At 55.4% G+C, this 19339-nt stretch carries 17 protein-coding genes and 1 pseudogene; 7 read left to right on the plus strand and 11 right to left on the minus strand.

The window, feature by feature from the left end:
* Position 1 precedes the first annotated feature (1 nt).
* From pcaG to ACR0DX_RS11085, 3 genes are read left to right on the plus strand one after another with little or no spacing between them, the layout of a single operon-like run.
* Positions 2-601, plus strand: coding sequence for a protocatechuate 3,4-dioxygenase subunit alpha (pcaG, locus tag ACR0DX_RS11075; protein ID WP_170355241.1), 600 nt, complete (start codon positions 2-4; stop codon positions 599-601).
* On the plus strand, positions 594-1445 hold the full coding sequence (locus ACR0DX_RS11080; protein WP_170355242.1) for a 3-oxoadipate:acetyl-CoA acetyltransferase: 852 nt from the start codon (positions 594-596) through the stop codon (positions 1443-1445). The genes pcaG and ACR0DX_RS11080 overlap by 8 nt, the downstream gene beginning before the upstream one ends.
* Positions 1446-1480: 35 nt before the next feature.
* Entirely contained in the window at positions 1481-2542 is a 1062-nt protein-coding gene (locus ACR0DX_RS11085) for a 3-carboxy-cis,cis-muconate cycloisomerase (protein ID WP_170355243.1), read from the plus strand.
* Between the two features lie 193 nt (positions 2543-2735).
* On the opposite strand, the gene ACR0DX_RS11090 is transcribed toward ACR0DX_RS11085, so the two are convergent.
* The 7 genes from ACR0DX_RS11090 to ACR0DX_RS11120 all read right to left on the minus strand — a co-directional run bounded on the left by ACR0DX_RS11090 (position 2736) and on the right by ACR0DX_RS11120 (position 12402).
* Positions 2736-3791 carry an ABC transporter ATP-binding protein gene (locus ACR0DX_RS11090; RefSeq protein WP_170355244.1) on the minus strand — a complete coding sequence of 352 codons (1056 nt, stop codon included), beginning with the start codon at positions 3789-3791 and terminating at the stop codon, positions 2736-2738.
* Positions 3791-5038: an MGH1-like glycoside hydrolase domain-containing protein gene (locus ACR0DX_RS11095; protein ID WP_480846137.1), complete on the minus strand. Its 1248-nt coding sequence runs from the start codon at positions 5036-5038 to the stop codon at positions 3791-3793. The genes ACR0DX_RS11090 and ACR0DX_RS11095 overlap by 1 nt, the downstream gene beginning before the upstream one ends.
* A 5-nt stretch (positions 5039-5043) precedes the next feature.
* Complete coding sequence (locus tag ACR0DX_RS11100) at positions 5044-6252, minus strand: carbohydrate ABC transporter permease (protein ID WP_170355246.1); 1209 nt, start codon at positions 6250-6252, stop codon at positions 5044-5046.
* Positions 6252-7484, minus strand: coding sequence for a carbohydrate ABC transporter permease (locus ACR0DX_RS11105; RefSeq protein ID WP_170355247.1), 1233 nt, complete (start codon positions 7482-7484; stop codon positions 6252-6254). Before ACR0DX_RS11105 ends, ACR0DX_RS11100 begins: the two co-directional genes overlap by 1 nt.
* Positions 7485-7549: 65 nt before the next feature.
* On the minus strand, positions 7550-8905 hold the full coding sequence (locus ACR0DX_RS11110) for an extracellular solute-binding protein (protein ID WP_170355248.1): 1356 nt from the start codon (positions 8903-8905) through the stop codon (positions 7550-7552).
* Positions 8902-10056, minus strand: coding sequence for a LacI family DNA-binding transcriptional regulator (locus ACR0DX_RS11115; RefSeq protein ID WP_480846140.1), 1155 nt, complete (start codon positions 10054-10056; stop codon positions 8902-8904). Before ACR0DX_RS11115 ends, ACR0DX_RS11110 begins: the two co-directional genes overlap by 4 nt.
* Positions 10057-11124: 1068 nt before the next feature.
* The gene (locus ACR0DX_RS11120; protein ID WP_170355249.1) at positions 11125-12402 is read right to left on the minus strand and encodes a replication initiation protein; all 1278 of its coding nucleotides are present in this window, start codon (positions 12400-12402) and stop codon (positions 11125-11127) included.
* A gap of 580 nt (positions 12403-12982) precedes the next feature.
* On the opposite strand from ACR0DX_RS11120, the gene ACR0DX_RS11125 reads away from it, so the two are divergent.
* Entirely contained in the window at positions 12983-14368 is a 1386-nt protein-coding gene (locus ACR0DX_RS11125) for an AAA family ATPase (RefSeq protein ID WP_170355250.1), read from the plus strand.
* A gap of 229 nt (positions 14369-14597) precedes the next feature.
* Positions 14598-15428: a ParB/RepB/Spo0J family partition protein gene (locus ACR0DX_RS11130; protein WP_480846143.1), complete on the plus strand. Its 831-nt coding sequence runs from the start codon at positions 14598-14600 to the stop codon at positions 15426-15428.
* 698 nt (positions 15429-16126) lie between these two features.
* On the opposite strand, the gene ACR0DX_RS11135 is transcribed toward ACR0DX_RS11130, so the two are convergent.
* The 3 genes and pseudogenes from ACR0DX_RS11135 to ACR0DX_RS11145 all read right to left on the minus strand — a co-directional run.
* The gene (locus ACR0DX_RS11135) at positions 16127-16333 is read right to left on the minus strand and encodes a hypothetical protein (RefSeq protein ID WP_170355252.1); all 207 of its coding nucleotides are present in this window, start codon (positions 16331-16333) and stop codon (positions 16127-16129) included.
* A 225-nt stretch (positions 16334-16558) separates the two neighbouring features.
* Positions 16559-17050 (minus strand): AMP-binding enzyme, encoded by a 492-nt coding sequence (locus ACR0DX_RS11140; RefSeq protein ID WP_480846176.1) that lies wholly within the window; start codon positions 17048-17050, stop codon positions 16559-16561.
* Positions 17036-17449, minus strand: a pseudogene (locus ACR0DX_RS11145) (3-hydroxyacyl-CoA dehydrogenase family protein); the annotation flags it as partial. The gene ACR0DX_RS11140 and the pseudogene ACR0DX_RS11145, both read right to left, overlap by 15 nt.
* Here ACR0DX_RS11145 and ACR0DX_RS11150 point away from each other — a divergent pair.
* Together ACR0DX_RS11150 and ACR0DX_RS11155 are read left to right on the plus strand one after the other, a co-directional pair.
* Positions 17424-18107, plus strand: a complete 684-nt coding sequence (locus ACR0DX_RS11150) for an AraC family transcriptional regulator ligand-binding domain-containing protein (RefSeq protein WP_480846145.1) — start codon at positions 17424-17426, stop codon at positions 18105-18107. The pseudogene ACR0DX_RS11145 and the gene ACR0DX_RS11150 sit on opposite strands and share 26 nt — an antisense overlap.
* Positions 18108-18152: 45 nt before the next feature.
* Positions 18153-18395, plus strand: a complete 243-nt coding sequence (locus ACR0DX_RS11155) for a helix-turn-helix transcriptional regulator (RefSeq protein ID WP_170355253.1) — start codon at positions 18153-18155, stop codon at positions 18393-18395.
* Positions 18396-18402: 7 nt separating this feature from the next.
* On the opposite strand, the gene ACR0DX_RS11160 is transcribed toward ACR0DX_RS11155, so the two are convergent.
* Positions 18403-19290, minus strand: coding sequence for a LysR family transcriptional regulator (locus tag ACR0DX_RS11160; protein WP_170724625.1), 888 nt, complete (start codon positions 19288-19290; stop codon positions 18403-18405).
* Between the last annotated feature and the right edge of the window lie 49 nt (positions 19291-19339).

The raw sequence follows: 19339 nt of genomic DNA on the forward strand, positions 1-19339 counted from the left end.
CATGGTGCAAAAGCTGAACTATCTCAAGGAAACACCCTCACAGACCGCCGGGCCCTATGTGCATATCGGGCTGGCCCCCGGAGACGCCGGGTTCGATATCTACCGGCACGAGTTAGGCCGTGACATCGCGGGGCCAGACGCGTCAGGGACGAAGATCACTGTGCGCGGTGTAGTAAGCGACGGAACCGGCGCGCCGGTCAAGGATGTACTGATCGAAACATGGCAGGCGGATGCAAATGGCGTTTATCCCGATCAGGGCTCTGTTGATCCGGGCTTTCGTGGCTGGGGCCGTGTGATACCAGATTTCGACACGGGTGAATGGGCGTTCGACACGATCAAACCGGGCGCTGTTAAAGACCAAACCGGCGCAGTAATGGCACCACATATCAACTTGTGGCTCGTTGCACGTGGGATCAATCTAGGCCTCAACACGCGGCTTTATTTCCCCGATGAAATGGCGGCAAATGCGTCGGACCCGGTGCTGAACCTGATTGAGCAGCCCGTGCGCAGGCAAACTCTTATCGCGGAACAGGTGGAAGGCGGCTACCGGTTCGATATTCAATTACAAGGCCCCTCAGAAACAGTGTTTTTCGATGTCTGATCCTGTCTCACAAACCCCCTGCATCATCTGTGTGGCTATCACCGGATCGGTGCCCACCAAGGCCGACAACCCGGCCGTTCCCATCAGCGTGCCGGAACAGATCGAAAGCACGCACGAAGCTTTCGAGGCCGGAGCCTCCATCGCTCATTGCCATGTGCGCGACGCTGAGGGCAAACCCACCTCGGACCCCGACCTGTTTGCGGCGCTGAAGGACGGGATCGAAACGCACTGCCCCGGCATGATAGTGCAGCTCTCCACCGGAGGTCGTTCGGGTGCGGGCAAGGCGCGTGGGGGTATGTTACCGCTGTCCCCGGATATGGCCTCGCTTTCGGTGGGATCGAACAACTTTCCGACGCGCGTTTATGAAAACCCGCCCGATCTGGTGAACTGGCTGGCCAGCGAGATGGTAACCTACGGCGTCAAACCCGAGATCGAGGCTTTTGACCTGTCGCATATCCTGCAAGCGGCCCGGATGCACCGCGAGGGACAATTGCCCGATACACCCTATGTCCAATTCGTCATGGGGGTCCGCAATGCCATGCCCGTGGATCGAGATGTATTCGACTTCTACGTCAAAACCGTGCACCGCCTGTTCGGAGACGTCCCGTGGTGCGCCGCCGGGATTGGGGCCGGGCAGATCAAGCTGAACGAATGGTCCATCGCGGCGGGCGGGCATGTGCGCACGGGGCTGGAGGACAACGTGCGCCTGGATCGCGACACGCTTGCCCCGTCCAATGCATCGCTGGTGCATAGGGCCGTCGATCTGTGCCACACCCATGACCGCCCAGTTGCGAGTGTAGACCAGGCGCGCGCCATTCTGGGCCTGCGCCCGGCTGCGACCTAACGCTAGCCGGACAACCCAAGACAAGGACGTAGACTATGACCGATCTGTTCTCGCACCCCTGGTTTTCGGGCCTGTTCGGAGATGCCGAGGCACAAGAGATCTGGTCTGCGGAGCGGTCACTTACCCATATGCTTGCCTTCGAGGCCGCCTATTCGCGCGGCTTGGGCGCAACCGGCAAAATCCCCGCCGACCAAGCGGACGCTGCTGCCGCATGGATTGAACAGGCCGTGCCCGGAATGGATACCTTGCGCGCTGGCACCATGGCGGATGGGCTGCCTGTACCAGCACTGGTTCAAGCCCTGAGATCGGATGCAGGACCACTGGCCACAGCCATTCACACCGGAACAACATCCCAAGACGTAATGGACACCGCGCTGGCCATGACGCTGCGCGAGACCAGCAACCTGCTGCAAACGCGCCTGTCGCAGCTGTCGGACATGTTGGGCGATCTGAGTGAACAGTTTAGTGAACGCAAAATCATGGGGCGCACGCGGATGCAAGCAGCCCTGCCCGTCACCGTCGGCCACCGGATCGGAACCTGGCGCAGCCCTTTACATGCCTTTCATCAGAATATCGAAGACATTCGCCCTGAGATCGAGCGCGTTCAGCTAGGCGGCCCTGTTGGCGATGGCCAGACGATTGGGACCCCGCAACGGGATTTGGCGGCCCATATTGCAACCTCTTTGGGGTTGCATGACGTGGATCATGGTTGGCAGACCGACCGCAACGGTTTGGTTGATTATGCCAATCTGTTGTCGCGGATCTCAGGCTCGCTTGGGAAAATCGGGCAGGATATTTGCCTGATGGCCCAACAGGGCGTGGACGAGATCACGCTGTCCGGTGGCGGGACATCTTCGGCCATGCCTCACAAACAGAACCCTATACTGGCCGAACTGCTGGTAACCCTGGCTCGGTTCAACGCAACACAGATATCGGGAATGCATCACGCATTGGTGCATGAACAGGAAAGATCCGGCAGCGCTTGGGCGTTGGAATGGATGATCTTACCGACTATGGCGCAGACCACGGCTCGGTCACTCACTGCGGCGAGCACACTGTGCTCTCAGATCGTTTCTATTGGTGTCGCGCCCGCCTGACGCCGCTCTGCTTGTTGACTTGATCCCTGCACCGCTTGGATTCAACCGACAGAACTGTTTTGGGGGGACCTAGCAAAGTTGCGACCACTCCACTCCATTTTTTCGACAAGCTCATGAAACTATGCTTTGGAAGCGATGGCCTTTGCAAAACATAGGCAACGATCAGACTAAACCCTGAAAGGTTATCCCCCTTTTAATTTGCGCTGATCGCCTGCCCTGACGCATCGAAGAACTGCAGTTTCTCAGGCGCGAAAAGAAGGCCAACCTGCATTCCGGCCTTGATCTGCGTATCCCCGCCAAGGCGAACCGTCACCTTCTCATCAAATCCGCAGTCGACGATAACGAACATGTCGGCCCCAAGGTATTCGACAACCTCGACCACGCCATCACTATTCCCCGCACCAGATTCAACAACGCTGATATGTTCAGGACGGATACCCAACCGGGTCGCGTCACCTGTTCGGTCAAATGGGCCAATGCCACCATTTTCCAGACGAAACCGGTCCCCCGCCACAGAGCAAGGCAACACGTTCATCTTTGGGCTGCCAATGAACTGCGCGACAAAAAGGTTGGCGGGGCGTTCGTACAACTCGCGCGGAGTGCCCACCTGCGCGATCTTGCCGAATTCCAGCACCACAATGCGATCGGCCAGAGTCATCGCTTCGACCTGATCATGGGTAACATAGATCATGGTTCGGTTCAGACTTTGGTGCAGTTTCGCGATCTCATAGCGCATTTCGACCCGCAGAGCGGCATCAAGGTTGGACAAGGGCTCGTCGAACAGGAACGCAGTGGGGTCGCGCACGATCGACCGGCCGATCGCGACACGCTGTCGTTGGCCGCCGGAAAGATCCTTGGGGCGGCGCTCCAGATAAGGATCCAATTTGAGAACCTCGGCAGCCTTTCCCACACGTTCAGCTATTTCAGGTTTCGACACGCCCGCAACTTTCAACGAAAAACCCATGTTTTCGGCCACGGTAAGGTGAGGGTATAGCGCATAGGACTGAAACACCATCGTCAGCCCCCTCTTGGAGGGCGGATGGTCGGTTACGTCATCGCCATTGATCAGAAGCGATCCGCGCGAGATATCCTCGAGCCCACCGATCATCCGCAACAATGTGGACTTGCCGCAACCAGACGGCCCCACGAAAACGACAAACTCACCGTCTTGGATTTCCAGGTCGATGCCTTTGATCACCTGAACTTCGCCGAACCATTTCTCGACGGCTTTAAGCTGGATACTCCCCATCAGTTCTTCCCCGCCCAATGCAGCCAAACCGCAGCCGTCCAAGTGAAAGAATTGCCTCCTGCCGGGCCTCCGGTAAGAGGGTCGAAATACTCGGCAAATCCGTGGCCCGCGATAAGCCGGGCTGTTTTCAGACGCAAGGCTTCGGCTTCAACCCCATGGCCCATCTCGGCCAGTCCGAAACCTGTCAGCATGTTCATGAATGCCCATGTCGGGCCGCGCCAGTAGCGGCGTTCGTCAAACTTGGGCATTTGCGGGTCATAGCTTGGAATGGGGTGTGGGACAGTAGTCAGAACCGTCTTGACCCGCTCAAGCATCCGGTCAGAGTCAATGCCCGCATACCAACACAAGTAGCTGGCGTTCGAGACGCTGTCCGCCCATTCACCGGTATGCGCATCGCGCGAATCAAACGCACCAAGCGCGTCATTCCAAAGCGAACGTGCTCCGGTTTCCAGTATGTCCACATCCTCACTGAGCCCTTCCGCCTTTAACCCCAGACCGTTGCTGATAGCCAACAGATCGCGGGCGGCGCGCAAGGTTGTGAAACTCATGGTTGGATCGGCCACACGGAATGGATTCAATGCCAGCAGTTTCTCCTGATCCCAGCTAACCTCGCGCCCGATGTTCACCAGTTTGATGTAACGGTCGTAATCGTATTTCGTCGGTCGGTCCGCGCTGTTCACGTGGCTGGTGTCACGGCGCTGATATTCACCCACATCCGAGGCATCAATCGCCGCCATCGTATTGTCCCAATCTGGCGCGTTGTCCCGCCCGGCCTCCCATGGATGCGTCGTGCAAACTGCACCGTGATCGTCCAGCCGCCATGCCATGATCCAGCGATGCCAGGCCAGCATTTTGGGAAATAGCGCGCGCATCCTCTCTGCCCCAATGGTCGGGTCTATGTCCAAAACCCGCCGGGCCATTGTGGCGGCCAGTGGTGGTTGGATAATGCCCGAAGATGGGATGGGTCCGGTGCCGCCCCAAACATCCGGGCCCGGAAAGTAACCCGGATCGGGCTTGTGAAACAAGATATGCGGAACCATGCCATCCGCCCATTGGCCCGAGAACAGCGTTTCAAGTTCGGTCCAGGCGCGCGTGATGTCGAACTCGGCAAAACCCAGCGCGGCAATCGCGCTGTCCCAGTTCCACTGATAGGGGTAAAGGCCGCTGGTGGGGATGGTATAGCCACCGCGATCATTGGCGATCAGAATGTTGCGGGCCGATTCACTTGGGGTCGTATAGTAGTTCATGTCAGTCATCCTTTGACCGAGCCTGCCGTCAGGCCCTTGGTCATGAAACGTTCAAGCCCCAGAAACAGGGCCATGATCGGAACGGTGGCAATCACCGCACCGGCCATCAGGTGTTGGCGTGGAATTTCCGAGGAATTAAGCATCGTGACACCTCGGGTCAGGGTGAATTTCGACGGGTCATCCAGCAGCATGAAGGCCAGCAGGAACTCGTTCCAGGCGATCATGAAGACGTAAAGCGAGACCGAGGCCAGTGCCGGCAGGCTAAGCGGCAAGGTGATCTTCCAGATCACTGCCAGCCGCGACAGGCCGTCCATCAGACCCGCCTCTTCGACCTCGGTCGGCAGGCCCCGGAAATAGCCTTGCAGCATGTATAGGGCGACCGGGATCGTCGTGACCGGGTAGATCATAACGATCCCCAGGATCGAGTTGCGCAGGCCCGTCAGCGAGAACGCGATGTAGATCGGCAGCGCCAACACGATCATCGGCACCATGTAGATCAGCAGGATTGAGCGCGAGAAGGCCTTTTGGCCTTTGAACCGGAACCGCGCGACTGCATAGGCACCGGGTACACTGAAGGCCAGCGTGATGAACACCGTCAGGACCGAGACATAGAAGGATGTCCACAGGTAGGTGCCGAAATTGAAGTCGCGAAACAGCTCGGTATAGCTGCGGAACAACGCACTGCCCTGCGACAGGTCGACCGAGAAATCCAAAGGGTTCTGCAAAAGCGCCTGTTGCGATTTCAGGCTGGTCATGACCATGACGTAGAAAGGGATGACAACAATGGCGGTGAAAAAGATATAGCCAAAGCCGGTGCAGAACCGGATCACGGCATCCTCGAACTCGTGCCGCGTGAGTTCCCCAAACGGTGTATCCCGCAGTATAGCGGCAAGCGACAGGTGCGTCACGACAGCCATGGCAAAAACGGTCACCAACAACGCCTGCAGGGACGTTTCAGAGCCGATCAGAACGGGACCAAAGCGCGTCAGGGCAGACAGTCCTAGCATGGTCGACAGACCAAGCCGCGCCATAGCGTGTCGTTCGGGGTAACGCACATAGATTAACCCGGCTACAGCGCCCCAAAGAAGGCAGAGCAAAACCTGCGGTCGAAACGCCGCCCCTGTCGAGAAGGACATGGTAATGGCGACGGTGGTCGCAATCACAACCAGCCAGAGCGCGCCCAAGGCTGGACCAGTCAAATAGCCTTTGCGCATCACAGGCCCTCCTCTCGGCTGATGAAACGGAAGAAGACAAAGCTGAAGGCGATCAGGCACATCAGGATCACCACGGCCACCGCCGCCCCTGCCCCGATATTGGAAATCGCAAAGGCCTGTTCATAGACGTTGACGGTCAGCGTACGGGTCCCCGCGTTGCCGCCGGTCAGCAGGAAAATGTCGTCGAACTTGTTGAACGTCCAGATAAAGCGCAGCAGGAACAGCACCGACAGGATGCCCAGCAGTTGCGGGATGCTCAGCAGCCAAAACTTCTGGAACGGTGACGCCCCATCCATATCTGCCGCTTCATACATGCTAGAGTCGATGGATTGCATTCGCGCCAGAATGAACAGGAAGGACAGCGGAAAATAGCGCCAGATCTCGAACACTGTCACCATGATCAGGGCCAGAGGACGTTCGCCGAAGAAATTGATAGGCTCACTGCTCAGCCCCATTTGCACAAGCAGCGCATTGGCCGAACCCGAGAAGGGGTCGAACAGCGTAACCCAAGTAAAGGCCACGGCAATGACCGGGGCCACGTAGGGGAACAGGTAAAGACCCCGTATGATCCCCTGCCCTTTGAAACTTTTGTTCAGCAACAGGGCTGCGAACAATCCCATCACCAGCGCCCCGATCGTGCCGAACACCGTGTAGAACAGCGTGACCCACAAAACGCCCCAGAACTCATCCCCGTCAAAAACGCGGGCGAAGTTTTCGAGGCTGAACTCGAAATTGGTCAGAACGCTTGGGCCACTTCCAGTTATGCTGGGTTCGGATCCTTCGATCAGATCTTCGAAAGTATCCGGGTCACCTTCCAGCGTGACCGGAATGCGAACACGTTCGCGATAGCCACCTTCGAGAGTGCCGAAATCACAGAACAAATCCTGCCCGTCCAGCACGCAAGGGGCCAAGACCTCGCCCGCGGTCACGCCATCCGGCAAAACGTCGGATAAGGTGACACCGGTGACAGCAATATCCTGACTGGAGTTTCGCACCCGGTATTCAATCCGCAAATCATCACCTGATCCGCGCAAGCTCTCGCGCACAACGGGTGCGGGCGGCCGCAGATCGGACAAGGTGAACGGCTTGAAACTGATCCAGAAGATCGCCAGCAAGGGCAGGATCACGACAAGCGATACGCTGATTACGGTCGGGGAAAGCAACGCCCAGGCCAAACGCGCCTCGCGTTTGGCTAGCGCCCCGGTTCCGGTCGGTGGGGTGGCCGAAGACATAAGGGACCTCAGAGGTTTAGGTGTAGCGGCGCGCACGCCGCTACAAGTGCCGGTCAAGCAGGAGTTTACTGGACCTTGGCAAGCTCATCGTTCATCGCGGCCACGGCAGCCGCGGCGTCGATTTCATCATCGATATACTGGCGCACAACCCGGTTGATGGCCTGACTGTTGATCATCTTGGAGGCCAGCGAAAGCTGCCCTTCGGCCACACCCCAACGCTGCGCCACATCCAATCCGCCGACAATCTCATCGATCATCGCCTGATCATAAAGATCACCCAGCGGCGCCTTGCGGTCGACGCCTACAGGCAATTCTGCCCAGGCTTCGGCAAAAGCGGTCGGGTTTTCGGCGTTACCGCGACGAACCGGGAACTTGCCCTCGGGCGCGATTGACAAGGTTTGGGTGTACCCGTCATCCATAGCGAATTTCACAAACTCCATCGCCGCGTCCGTGTCGGCGTCATTGGTAATCCCAAAATACCGAACATCGCCCCAAGCTGCCCCATCCGGATTGGAGGGGCCCGAGAAATTGGTGACAATCCCTGTTTTCGACGCCAGATCGCGCGAGGTCGGGTCATCGTTGATTGTTGGCGGCGCGCTGTCGCGCAGACCGGCCAACTCGTCCAGAATGAAGGGCGACCAGATGATCATCGCGGCTTTGCCATCAAAATACAGCTCGCGCGATTGCTTCCAGAACAACTCACCCGGAGGCGACGCTTTTGAAATCGCCTTGTAGAAGTCCAAGACCTCGGTTGTCTTCGCTTCGTCCAGAGGCTGGAAACCATCCGGGCCGACCGGGCTGACGCCATTGGCAAGGAACACGTGCTCCAGCACCTGGCTCATGAAGTTCTCGTCCACCTTGGTTGCGGCAACAAAACCATACATCTCGGGCGGGTTGTGCAGCTTGTCCAGCGCGGCCAAGACATTTGCATAAGAACTGGGCGCCTCAAGTCCGGCCTCGTCAAACAAGTCCTTGCGATAGACGATCATCTGCGTCCAGCCATCCACCGGCACCGACGCGGTTTCGCCATTGAACGCGGCCATCGCCAAAGCACCCGGGGCGAATGTGCCAGCACCCAGTTCTGCGATCACCTCGGTCGCGGCTTCGGTGTCCAGAATACCAGCCTCGGCCCAAGGCAGAGCGTATTGCAAAGTGTGATAGACCACGTCCGGCAGGTCCCCGGCGGCAAATGCGGCGGTAGCGCGCGTTCCCAGATCGCTTTCGGTGACCGGGATCACCTCGACTGTGGTGCCGGTTTCGACTTTGAACTGATCGGCCATCTCTTGTTGCTTGGCCAAACGCTCGGGCTGTTCCTCTGTGGTCCAGAACCGGATCGTGTCCGCTTGCGCCGACAACGCGGTCAACGCAAAGGCGAGCGACGTTCCAAGCAACAGCCGGGACGCTTTGGATTTCAGTCTCATGTTAGATCTCCCCGTTTTTGGTTTGTTAGATATTGTCGTTTCTGCGCCAGTTCTTCTGGCGTCAGTCTGGGCGGGCCGTCCGAACCACCCGTAACAAGGGTGGCATCAACCAGTTCTTGTAATGTCGAGGGGTCAGCCCCTTGGATTTGCTGGATCAACAAGGTTGCCAACCGTTGCCCTGCCTTGCGCGAATCCACCGAGAAGGTTGTCAGCGCCGGGCGGGCGTATTGGCATTCCGGTACGCCGTCATAGCCAATCACCGAAATATCGCGCCCAATTTCAAAACCCTGGTCCTGCGCATCCGCGCAGAACCCCAGAGCAGCCAGATCGGTCGCAAACACAATCGCTGTCGGAGGACATTCCAGCGCCATCAGCGCCCGCCCCTGCGACGCACCGTCTTCGCGCGTGCGTGCGCCCTCACGGATTAGATCCGTGTCCAAGGGCAGGCCAGCAGCCTGCATACCCTCGGCATAGCCGTCACGGCGCAGATGCGCGTAGTTGAACTTGGGGTCGCTTCCAACAAAGCCGATACGCGAATGCCCAAATTCGTTCAGCCGCAAAACGGCGTTGCGCATTGCGCTTTCCCCCGCAATGTCGAACCACGAGGTTTCGTCCCACTTGTTCGGCTGCCCATAGCCGGTGCGCCCATAAAGGATATGCGGAACGTCGAGGCTACGCAGCAAACCGATGCGCGCATCCTTCACTGCTGTTCGTGGTAGAATGAATCCGTCTGCCTTGCGCTCCTGGTAAAGTCGGCTGAGTACTTTCAGCGTGTCTTTCTCGGATGTGGCCGTAGAGATGGTCATGGTCCAGTCGAGGCTGCTCGCCGCTTGGCAGGCTCCGGCCAGAAAGTCCTGCAGGAAGGGATTGTGCTGATCCGGCTCTTCGCTGTTCAGAACCATCGCAATAGCTCGAACCTGCCCGGTTCGGATCGCCTGCGCGTGACTGAGCGGTCGATACCCCAAGGCCCGCGCAGCCTTTTCAACCCGCGCACGCGTGACCGGAGAAATATCAGAATACCCGTTGAGCGCCCGTGAAACCGTGCTCTTGGACAAGCCAAGATGTGCGGCCAACTCGTCCAGCTTAACTCGGCCGGACACCGTCATCTGGCTGGAATGGTTGGTTAGCGTATATGAAGGATTCGTAGTCATTAAGGGTATCTCAATGCTCCGAAACCGGTTTCGGCAACAAAAAAGTTAAAAAAAAGTGCAAACTGTCTATTTTTTGGAAGTTTTGAGGATTGTCTTGGCAATTCTCGCAGCGCGCGAGAGACCAGTAAACTTATAGGCATTCACATCCACTAAGGAACCATCAAAAGTAGTGCGTTTGTTAGCGCTAGAACCAATGCGAACTTTGAAAACTTGAGGCCACACTAATTCTCTGCGCAGTTCAGGCATTATTCAAACGCGCGAACAAATTGGCAGTGCCACTATCAAGCATGTTTTAGAAAGCGGGACACTTTAAAAATACCCATTAGCTTCGCGCTTGCTTTGTTAAAGTATCTTCTTTGAAGCTGCCCGACAAAAATTCCTACCTTCACGGCAAGATCCGAAATACCAAGGGGGACTTCGATAAGTATCGCCAGAATCTGATACAGACTTTTGGCTATTGACGGCGTCAGTTACCGCGGATGAATGACTTTTGGTAAAACCAGCCGAAGGCCAGTTCTTGGTTTTCTTCAAAGGTGCTCAGAATCCAAAGGGAGTGATCCTTTTTGCGGTAGTTTTCTATATCCGGTACGGAATTTCTTAACAGGATCTGGAAGAATTCATGACCGGCTGCGGTGTCTCAGTGGTCCGCACCACGCCAAACTGATTGGTTGCTCGGTACTTTGGCGTAATCGCCAGGACAGATCCGTGGCTCAAAACTTGGCAACAAAACCAGCGAAAACGGGTTTGTTTTGGAGTCATAGGGCTCTTTTAAGCCATCTAGTCAGCAATAGGCGCTTCGCACTATACGCTCATTATTATACCTTTTTGCGTATTACCTTTCAACACACCAAACGAAGGGTTATCGTCGCGCGTCCCAATACTTCCCAGTAAGCTACAATTGGCATTTTGGTCAGCCAACGTTGTGCAATTTCATATACTCTCAAAGTTAGGAGAAACTTCCTTGCTAAGGATATGCGGGTAATGAAAAATTTGTGGCTCTAATGCCGTGCGAACGTCGTGTCGCTCAAAATAACACTGCAATACACTCTTGAGATACCAAAGATCCTATTATGCGTCTTTCGAAACCGGAATGAACGCTTCAGGCTCAAGATCTTCCCAAAACTCGAAAATCTTAGAGGCATTCAACCCGGACCGCCAACCATGTGTCCGGAAGTGCTCTCGATCAAGTTCATTTTCCAACCCTGCCATGAACAGACGCTTATCAGCATCTCTTTGCGTAGGGTTTCGCCGCGAAACCAACTTCTCAACAATAGCGAACATACGTGAACGTTCCGAACGCTCGGCAGCTCTTTTTGCGTATGCCTGATCCTCCTCATACTTTTCCAGGCGCCGCAGCCGAGCAGCCTCTTTGGCTTCGGGCGAAGGTTCAACGTCGTTTTCAGGTGAGTTTGATTGGTAATCGTCCCGTAGAGCCGCTGAAAGATACCCCAGCGCAGATTTCACACTCCCCTGCCCGCTTACATATTCGAGTTTCTGCTGTACGTAGTCTTCACCGTGCTCCGCGATCCACTGACGAGCTAACCGGTCGGACACCCCTTGCTTCAGCAACTTCTTATAAACCGGCAAATTTCGAACCCCATCACTGTCGTCAATCTGGAACATTGCCTTTTGGGGGTTACCTTTAATCCTGAACCTAATATCGGTGACTGTACGACCTTTCTTTTGAAAATCCGCCTCAACCAGAATATCCGAGCTCTTGTTTACCTCTGCCACAGCCGGCTTTATAATCTTTGCGTTCAGATGCTTGAAACTACTGTAGTAGTCGCTTCCATCAACGCCCATCAACTTCCTAAAAACATCCAACGACCACCATCCAGTCGAACCGGTTCTGACAAACCTGTAACAGTTTTCATAAAGCGCCAGTCCATGACCAGAACTGAAGTTCTTCTGAATTTGCACGTTAATCAAAGCGTAAATCTTGGGGTCGTAGAGTTTTTGAGCCAGGGCTGGTGAATAGGCATATTCACAGACACCGCCCTTCAGCTTTGCAAAACTTAAAAGAGACGAAACTCCCCACTCTTGACGGCCCTTTTCATCAAGCATGTCCCACTCGGCTACAGTTTCAGCCAAAGCTCGAAGGCTTGATCGCAATGTATCAAAATCGTTTGAGTTGTACCCAACCATCATCGCTAGTGTTCGCGCATCAATTGTATGGGTTGTCGCAGACGTCAATGCATCATAGGCGTTCAGCAAAAGTACATTCGACAACTTACGCTGCAATAGCGTCAGCTTACCGCTGATATGTATAGCAGCGACGTTCTTTTTGACTGCTTCACGGCGCAACGCGCCCGAGAGACGGTCGAGGTTCAATTTCGTTTCTGGCATGATTCTGCCTGACTGCTCTTTATTGTGATATTTGACACGAAAGGTACCTCCGGAGCAAACAATTTTGGGTGCCTAAATACGGGATGGCCCTCATCCTGCAGACGGGTACCCAAAGACTTTCCGTCCGAACTTATCCACAGAAACCTCTGTATACTGGCCACACCTCCGTAACCACGAGCCAGCGCCGATACATTTTTTGCTTTTCTCAGAGCCTAAAAAACGGGTTTCGGCACATCCTGCGAATCGGGCCCGTTCCCACCGAATTCTGTTACCAATCGACCTGCATATGGGTACCCTTGATACCGAAGATTGGCCCCTTAACAACCGTAACCAGGCACCCAATACGCATTATATTGTTGTTTTCCAAAGGTTTTTTAATGGCAAAGATTCTAAATATCTAAAATTAAATAAACGATTTGTTGCGTTGTTCTATTCGTTTTTTTATTCAGAACGGACCTCCAGGGCGCTCTATCCATGTTTTTTGTGGAAAACCCCGACACACAGGATAGCGCCTACGTAAAATGTTCGCTAAGTTCGGCGATATACGCTCTAATAGCGAACATACTGTGAGGCACACAAAATGAGCAAACCGACGCAACCTCCCCTGCCCCCCTACTTTAACCTAGATCCAGAGCAAGCGGCAGGGAAACTTCCAGACCCTATTGGAACCACGCGGTTTGCCAAAGCGGCAACCTTTTGTGCTAAAGGGAGGGAAGACCTGGCACTAAGAGGTTACGCTCCAGACGGAGAAAAACGCCTTCGCCGTTTTTCTATTTGGGAAATAACAAAGTACCTAATTCCGGTAGCTCCTGCGCATTTAAGACGCGTATTGAAGGCCAATCCGGAACTTCCGCAAGGAGAAGGTGAGGCCGGCTCCAAATGGTTTACTCTTGAAGAAGTTATAAGTCTCAGAAAACACTTTGCGGCAGGCGGAGTTAGTACGAAAGAATACCTGCCTTATCGTCCGGAAGGATTGCCTGCGAAAGTTGTGGCTGTCGCAAATTTCAAAGGAGGCGTTGGTAAAACGTCTACCGCCGCGCATTTGGCAATGTCCGCTGCCTTAGACGGCTACAAGGTGCTGGTTGTTGACTTGGACAGTCAAGGATCCATGACCTCTATCTTGGGCGGACGCGTAGCAGATGAGTGGCAAACAGTTTTCCCCTTGATAGCAAAAGATTACGCGCGTGCGGTACAGGAAGAGAACCGTGTGCGAAGCGCTGCAGGACAGTCAGAAATAGCCTTGGATGAAACTCTAGAAGAGGCGATGAAAACCTCGCCAAAAGACGTAATTCAAAAAACACATTGGCCAAACATTGACCTTATCGGAGCGCAGTTGAATCTCTACTGGGCCGAGTTTCAGATACCTGTGTGGCGAATGGGACTTCGGAGTTGGCCGTTGTGGGATGGCTTGACAAATTTCTTAGAGGACGAGGGGGTTCTGAATGACTACGATATTGTCTTTCTCGATACCCCTCCTGCACTTGGGTACCTTACAATCAACGCTCTTGCAGCCGCTGACATTCTTTTGGTGCCGTTGGGGGCCTCGTTCCTTGAATTTGATTCAACGGGCAGATTCTTCGATATGCTCTACACGACTTTCGCCAGTATTGAGGACGGAGAGAATGCGGCCTTGAGGGCCGCAGGCCTACCGGAGCTGAAATTTGAATGGGACGTTGTTCGGGCCATCATAACCAGGTTTGACGCCAGCCAGCAAACAGACATGGCGAATGTCATCCAAGCCTATTTTGGTGACTTTATGAATGCTTACCGGCAAGATTTTACTGCACTTGTCGGGCAGGCGGGCGAGCAAGTTAACGGCATCTATGAAGCGGATTACAGGGACTTCAATCGGGAAACCTACGTCAGAGGGCGGGAAACGTTTGATCGCACATACGCAGAATTCAAAGAAGTCCTGATCGGTTGCTGGTGGCGCGACGCAAATATGGGAGGTGAGAGCAATGGCTAAACGCAGAAGACTTTCGGTGCCGGACACTAAGGAGCTCAAAGAGATCGAGGAAGGTTTCGCCGCGAAACCATCGTTGAACCCATTTGAGGGTTCGGGTGTCACGCCCCCAATAGCGCAAGTTGCTGCAGAAGCTGCCATGCTAAACGGTATGACATCCGTCACTGATCGGGCTGCTTTGGCGAAAGATCAAGGCGACGCGTCCAAATGGCGCGCAGCACAGGACGCCGGATTGGTCGCTGAAAAGCTGCCTATCGAAGCGATTGATCCTGACTTCATTCGTCGCGACCGTATGGTTGAGGACGAAGAGGCGATGGCCGAGTTGCTAGAATCGCTTCGGGAAAACGGATTGAGAACGCCAATTGAGGTGACGCAAAGCGGCGAAGGCTATGGGCTGATTTCCGGCTTTCGACGACTGGTGGCCTTCCGCCGTCTATCTCAAACGGATCCACGGTTTTCTAAAATCCCGGCATTTGTGCGCCAAGCTGGAACGGGGCAGGGAGCCTACGTTTCGATGGTCGAAGAGAATGAACTGAGAGCAAATCTTAGCCCATACGAACGAGGCCGCATTGCCGTATTGGCTGCGGGGCAGGGGGTTTTTTCCTCGACCGAGGAGGCGGTGGATGTTTTGTTTGCAGCAGCTTCTAAGGCCAAGCGCTCGAAAGTCAGAAGTTTTGCGCTCGTGCATGAGGCTTTGGGGGACGTTTTGAGGTACCCCATTGATTTAACAGAGAAAATAGGATTGTCCCTTGCCGCTGCATTGCGTTCGGGCGCTCAGACGGAGCTTCGGAATGCCTTGGTCGCTTCTGAGCCGAGTGATGCGAAGTCAGAATGGGCTGTTCTAAGCGCAGCACTAAAATCATTGAACCAACCCGGCAAAATCAAGTCGCGGGGAGGTAGACCTCAGCAAGTGCAAAAACTGACTTCTGTCGCGTTGTCCGGTGGAGGCAACGTGGTCGGTGAATTGTCGGCCAACGAAGTGCGTATCCGTATTCAGATTGAAGACGTTTCAGTCGAGGAAGCTCAGGCGTTGCTTGAAAAGATTGCTAGCAGTCTGACCTAGGTCACGTTCCATTCTGTAAGCCTCGGGTTCGAAGGTTGGCTGTGTTCTGTCTTCGTTGAGAGAGAACAGAGCGCAGCTACTTCAACTGGCATGAAATGATCAGATTTTAGCTGTTCCGCAAAGCTGGGCGTGAAGTGTCAACGTTTAAGTGGCGAAGAGATTTGCAGGTACGCTGGCCGTCTTCCGAGAAAAAAGTTTTCGAATAGCCATGCCGGAAATACCAAAACCGGAAGCTAAATGGTCCTGCGGTTTGATCGGAGTTGCTCGGAATTCTACGATCCATGTCTGTTGTCTGAGTCACAAGCAAGAGCCGTACTACGGACTATGATGCGTACCTGCTGAGGTGAAAAGCAGGGCTATTGATTACTACGCGCATTTCAGCAGACAGAAAAACTTAACAAGAAAAGGTTGTTAATTGTGGTGAACCAAAAGACAGCTAGGATTAAAGACCCTAACATCGCCATACACCTGTAACATGACCTCATGGCAGTGAGCAAATTGTGAGAAAAATGAGCATTAAAGGCAATACTCTTTTAAAATAGAACCCGTCGGAAACGTCCTCGAAAGAATGACGATTGCTGATCCAGCTGTTCATAGGCGGCAGCTTTGGTATGAGTGCTGGCCAGACTGGCATCCGCCTTCCATGCGGTCACGACAATGTGGGCTAACGTTGAGTGCAATGTTTCATCAAGGCCGCTTTACTTGGCGGTCTGCGCGATTGGGCTCAGGTCCAACGTGTCGATACGGCGGAACAGGATGACGGCAGGCCGGGCGATCGGATGCATGGTCAGCGACACCGCCAGCGCCAGTTCCTCACGGGTCAGTTCCGAGATGACGCGCGAGCTGACCCGCCCGGGTGAATTGCCAGCAGCATGGTCCCTGCGGCCAGTATGGGTGCAGGTCAAAGGTCAGCGTGACATAAAAAGCCTTGATGAACTGCCCGGTGACTTAACAGAACACGCTGGTCATTAGCGTTCTGCCGGCAAGAAACACTCGGGCAAAATCGACGATTGTCAGACTCAAGATCAATCAAAACATGATAAAGGCCCGCGCAAGCAACAAGATCACCTGAATCGCTAGTTACGTTTTTCCCTCCCGATGGCGCCTGTTGTTCCGGGCCTCCCCGGCCGTCAGGCTTTGAATTCGACCGCGAATTCGTAATTGCCCAGCCTACGGGCCAGGTTATCCTGACCGGTGCCCGCTTTCAGCCGCGCGATGATCCCGCGCTGGCTGTCGGGTGTGACTTCAAGGCTGTCGATCGTGGCCTCCACCGCCTCGGCCTCGGCGCGGATGGTGCGCTCGATCTCGAGCATGTTGAGTGTGGGTTTGTGGACTTTTCCGATGGCCGTCAGCGGTAGTTCATCCAGACGGATGAACGCCTTGGGCAGCGAGGCCCGTTCCGGGATATTGTCCTGCGCGTATGCGGCCAGATCCTGCGGAGGTACATCGCGGCCCGTTGTGGATTGATAATACAGCACGGGCAGCTCGCCGGCCTTTTCGTCGGGGCGGCCGATGGCAGCCGCCAGGACGATATCGGGATTGGCGTGCATCGCCTCTTCGATCATCTTAGGGTCGATGTTGTGGCCACCGCGAATGATCAGCTCTTTCTTGCGGCCGGTCATCCAGAAATAGCCATCCGCATCCAGCCCCGCCAGATCGCCTACGGCAAAAAGCACCATCGCCAGACCAAACCCGGTCAGCGCCGTGTCGACGTCAAACGGGCTGGCCCCTGCCAGAACCGTGGCGTTGTTCGCCTATTGATACTGCGACAGGATGCGGTTGCCGATGAATCGATCACAGACCCCCGCGCGCACCCCGATCTTGCCAAGCCTCTTGGCCAGCGCAAAACCCCTCGCCGTCACATCCGGGGCTGTGGCATTATCCACCACAACTTCGAGCAGTCGCATCACATGGGCGGGTGAGAAGAAATGCAACCCGATCACATCAGCGGGCCGGTCTGTCATCTGCCCAATCGCGTTCAGATCCAGATATGAGGTGTTCGATGCCAAAATCGCGCCCGGGTTCGGCGTTTGTGCCGAAGATTGCCTGGAGGAAACGGGTCTGACCCTGTTCGAATTGTACGATTCCGCGACAAAGGTGATGATCGGGCAGGAATTGACGGCGATCGAGAATTTCCTGCGTCACAAACCCTATGAACCCGGTCTCGGCATCGGAATTGGCCGCCGCATCCGGCCCGAAACACTGGGGATCTGGGGTTATGCCCTGTTATCCAGCCCGACCTTCCGCGCCAGCCTCGCCACTGCGATGGACTATGCGCGCCTGTCTTTCATGATCGCACGGATGGATCTGGTTGAGCAGGGCGACGAGGCGCTGATCACCTTCGATACATCGCCGTTGCTGCAAAACCTGCGAAAATTCCTACTGGAGCGGCACCTGACCGTTCTGTTCAACTTTGCCTCTGTCTTATTGCCTGAAAGTCTTGCGGCGAAGACGACGTTTCGCACCATGGAATATGACGCAGGTTTTGCCACCGTATTGAACCGGGAACTTGGACTGGTTGTTGAATGCAGCAACCGAATGAATGCGGTGGTGATCCCTCGGTCGCTGCTGGATTTGGCCCTGCCGCAACATGACCCCGAGAAGCTGGCCATGTGCCTCAAGCAATGCGAGGCGCTTCAGGGCAGCGGCGCGCAGAACACCTGGACGGCGCAGGTTTAGGATGCGATTCTGTCGGATATCTCGAACGCACCGACGATCAAATCGGTGGCTCAGACCCTAAAGACCAGCGATCGGACGCTGGCCAGGCGGCTGGCCGAGGAAGGGTCAAGTTTTCGTACCATTCTTGTTCGGGTCCGGTTGGCTATCGCGCATGAGTTGCTGACCACCACCAATCTGAGCGTATCCAAGGTCGCCTGGCGCGCGGGCTATGCCGAACCGTCAAGCTTCGTGCGCGCGTTCACGAAGGAGTACGGATACACGCCGGGCAAAGCAGGGCGGAATATCTGAGCGCGTGTCAGCTGAACTGTGCCTTCTGGGTGGCGAAGCACAGTGCCAGATAATCATACACCGCGCGAATACTGGGGTTTTCGTGCAATTCGGGGTGCGCGGTCAGCCAGATCTCCATTTCGATCAGAGGTTCTTTCTCCAGAACGCGCACAAGGTCATGATGGCGCGCGGCGTGAAAGCTGTAGATCGGGCCAATGCCCAAATTGGCGCGAACGGCCCGCATCACCCCCAGAACATTGCGCAGGCGCAGCGCCGTATTGCCATGGCGGGTGACGGCGTCGACTTCGGAAGCGAACCTGCGCGACCCTTCGATGGCGATGGTGCGATGATCGGACAGATCGGCAATGGTCTGTGGGGCACCGAACTTTTCGACATAGGTCACCGACGCGAAATAGCCGACTTTCATCACGCCGACTTTCTTGGCGATCAGTTCTTTCTGGGTCGGGCGTACAAGCCGGATCGCCACATCCGAATTCCGGTTGAGAAGGTCGGTCAAACGATTGTCAGTGACCATTTCAATGGAAATTTCGGGGTAGGCTGTAACAAACTCCGGCAGTTGATCGATAAGCCATGCATTTGTGACGGCCTCGGTTGCGGAAATCCGCACGGTGCCCCCCAGAATGTCTTCGCCTTCCCAGGCGTTGCTTTCGATTTTCTTGGAGGTCAACTGCATCTGCTTAGCGATAGCCTCCAGGCGCTTGCCCGCCTCGGTCACTTTGAAATGCCGCGGGCCGCGCACCAGAAGCTGCGCGCCCAGCTGTTCTTCCAGCGCTGCGATTCGGCGACTGAGCGTAGGCTGACTGATCCGCAGACCGATTGCGGCCTGTGTCAGACTGCCGACCTCGACAGTTGCCAGAAAATCGCGGACGCCGTTCCAGTCCAGCGGTTCATTCATCGGTGCTCCGATCGCTGTTGTGCCCGTTTGAAACTGCAAAAAACCACTG

This window comes from Ruegeria sp. D3, assembly GCF_056534465.1.

Excerpts from the sequence above, each read along its gene's own strand:
- pcaG (WP_170355241.1), top strand. The coding sequence starts at position 2 with ATGGTGCAAAAGCTGAACTATCTCAAGGAAACACCCTCACAGACCGCC.
- ACR0DX_RS11080 (WP_170355242.1), top strand. The coding sequence starts at position 594 with ATGTCTGATCCTGTCTCACAAACCCCCTGCATCATCTGTGTGGCTATC.
- ACR0DX_RS11085 (WP_170355243.1), top strand. The coding sequence starts at position 1,481 with ATGACCGATCTGTTCTCGCACCCCTGGTTTTCGGGCCTGTTCGGAGAT.
- ACR0DX_RS11090 (WP_170355244.1), bottom strand. The coding sequence starts at position 3,791 with ATGGGGAGTATCCAGCTTAAAGCCGTCGAGAAATGGTTCGGCGAAGTT.
- ACR0DX_RS11095 (WP_480846137.1), bottom strand. The coding sequence starts at position 5,038 with ATGAACTACTATACGACCCCAAGTGAATCGGCCCGCAACATTCTGATC.
- ACR0DX_RS11100 (WP_170355246.1), bottom strand. The coding sequence starts at position 6,252 with ATGCGCAAAGGCTATTTGACTGGTCCAGCCTTGGGCGCGCTCTGGCTG.
- ACR0DX_RS11105 (WP_170355247.1), bottom strand. The coding sequence starts at position 7,484 with ATGTCTTCGGCCACCCCACCGACCGGAACCGGGGCGCTAGCCAAACGC.
- ACR0DX_RS11110 (WP_170355248.1), bottom strand. The coding sequence starts at position 8,905 with ATGAGACTGAAATCCAAAGCGTCCCGGCTGTTGCTTGGAACGTCGCTC.
- ACR0DX_RS11115 (WP_480846140.1), bottom strand. The coding sequence starts at position 10,056 with ATGACTACGAATCCTTCATATACGCTAACCAACCATTCCAGCCAGATG.
- ACR0DX_RS11120 (WP_170355249.1), bottom strand. The coding sequence starts at position 12,402 with ATGCCAGAAACGAAATTGAACCTCGACCGTCTCTCGGGCGCGTTGCGC.
- ACR0DX_RS11125 (WP_170355250.1), top strand. The coding sequence starts at position 12,983 with ATGAGCAAACCGACGCAACCTCCCCTGCCCCCCTACTTTAACCTAGAT.
- ACR0DX_RS11140 (WP_480846176.1), bottom strand. The coding sequence starts at position 17,050 with ATGACCGGCCGCAAGAAAGAGCTGATCATTCGCGGTGGCCACAACATC.
- ACR0DX_RS11160 (WP_170724625.1), bottom strand. The coding sequence starts at position 19,290 with ATGAATGAACCGCTGGACTGGAACGGCGTCCGCGATTTTCTGGCAACT.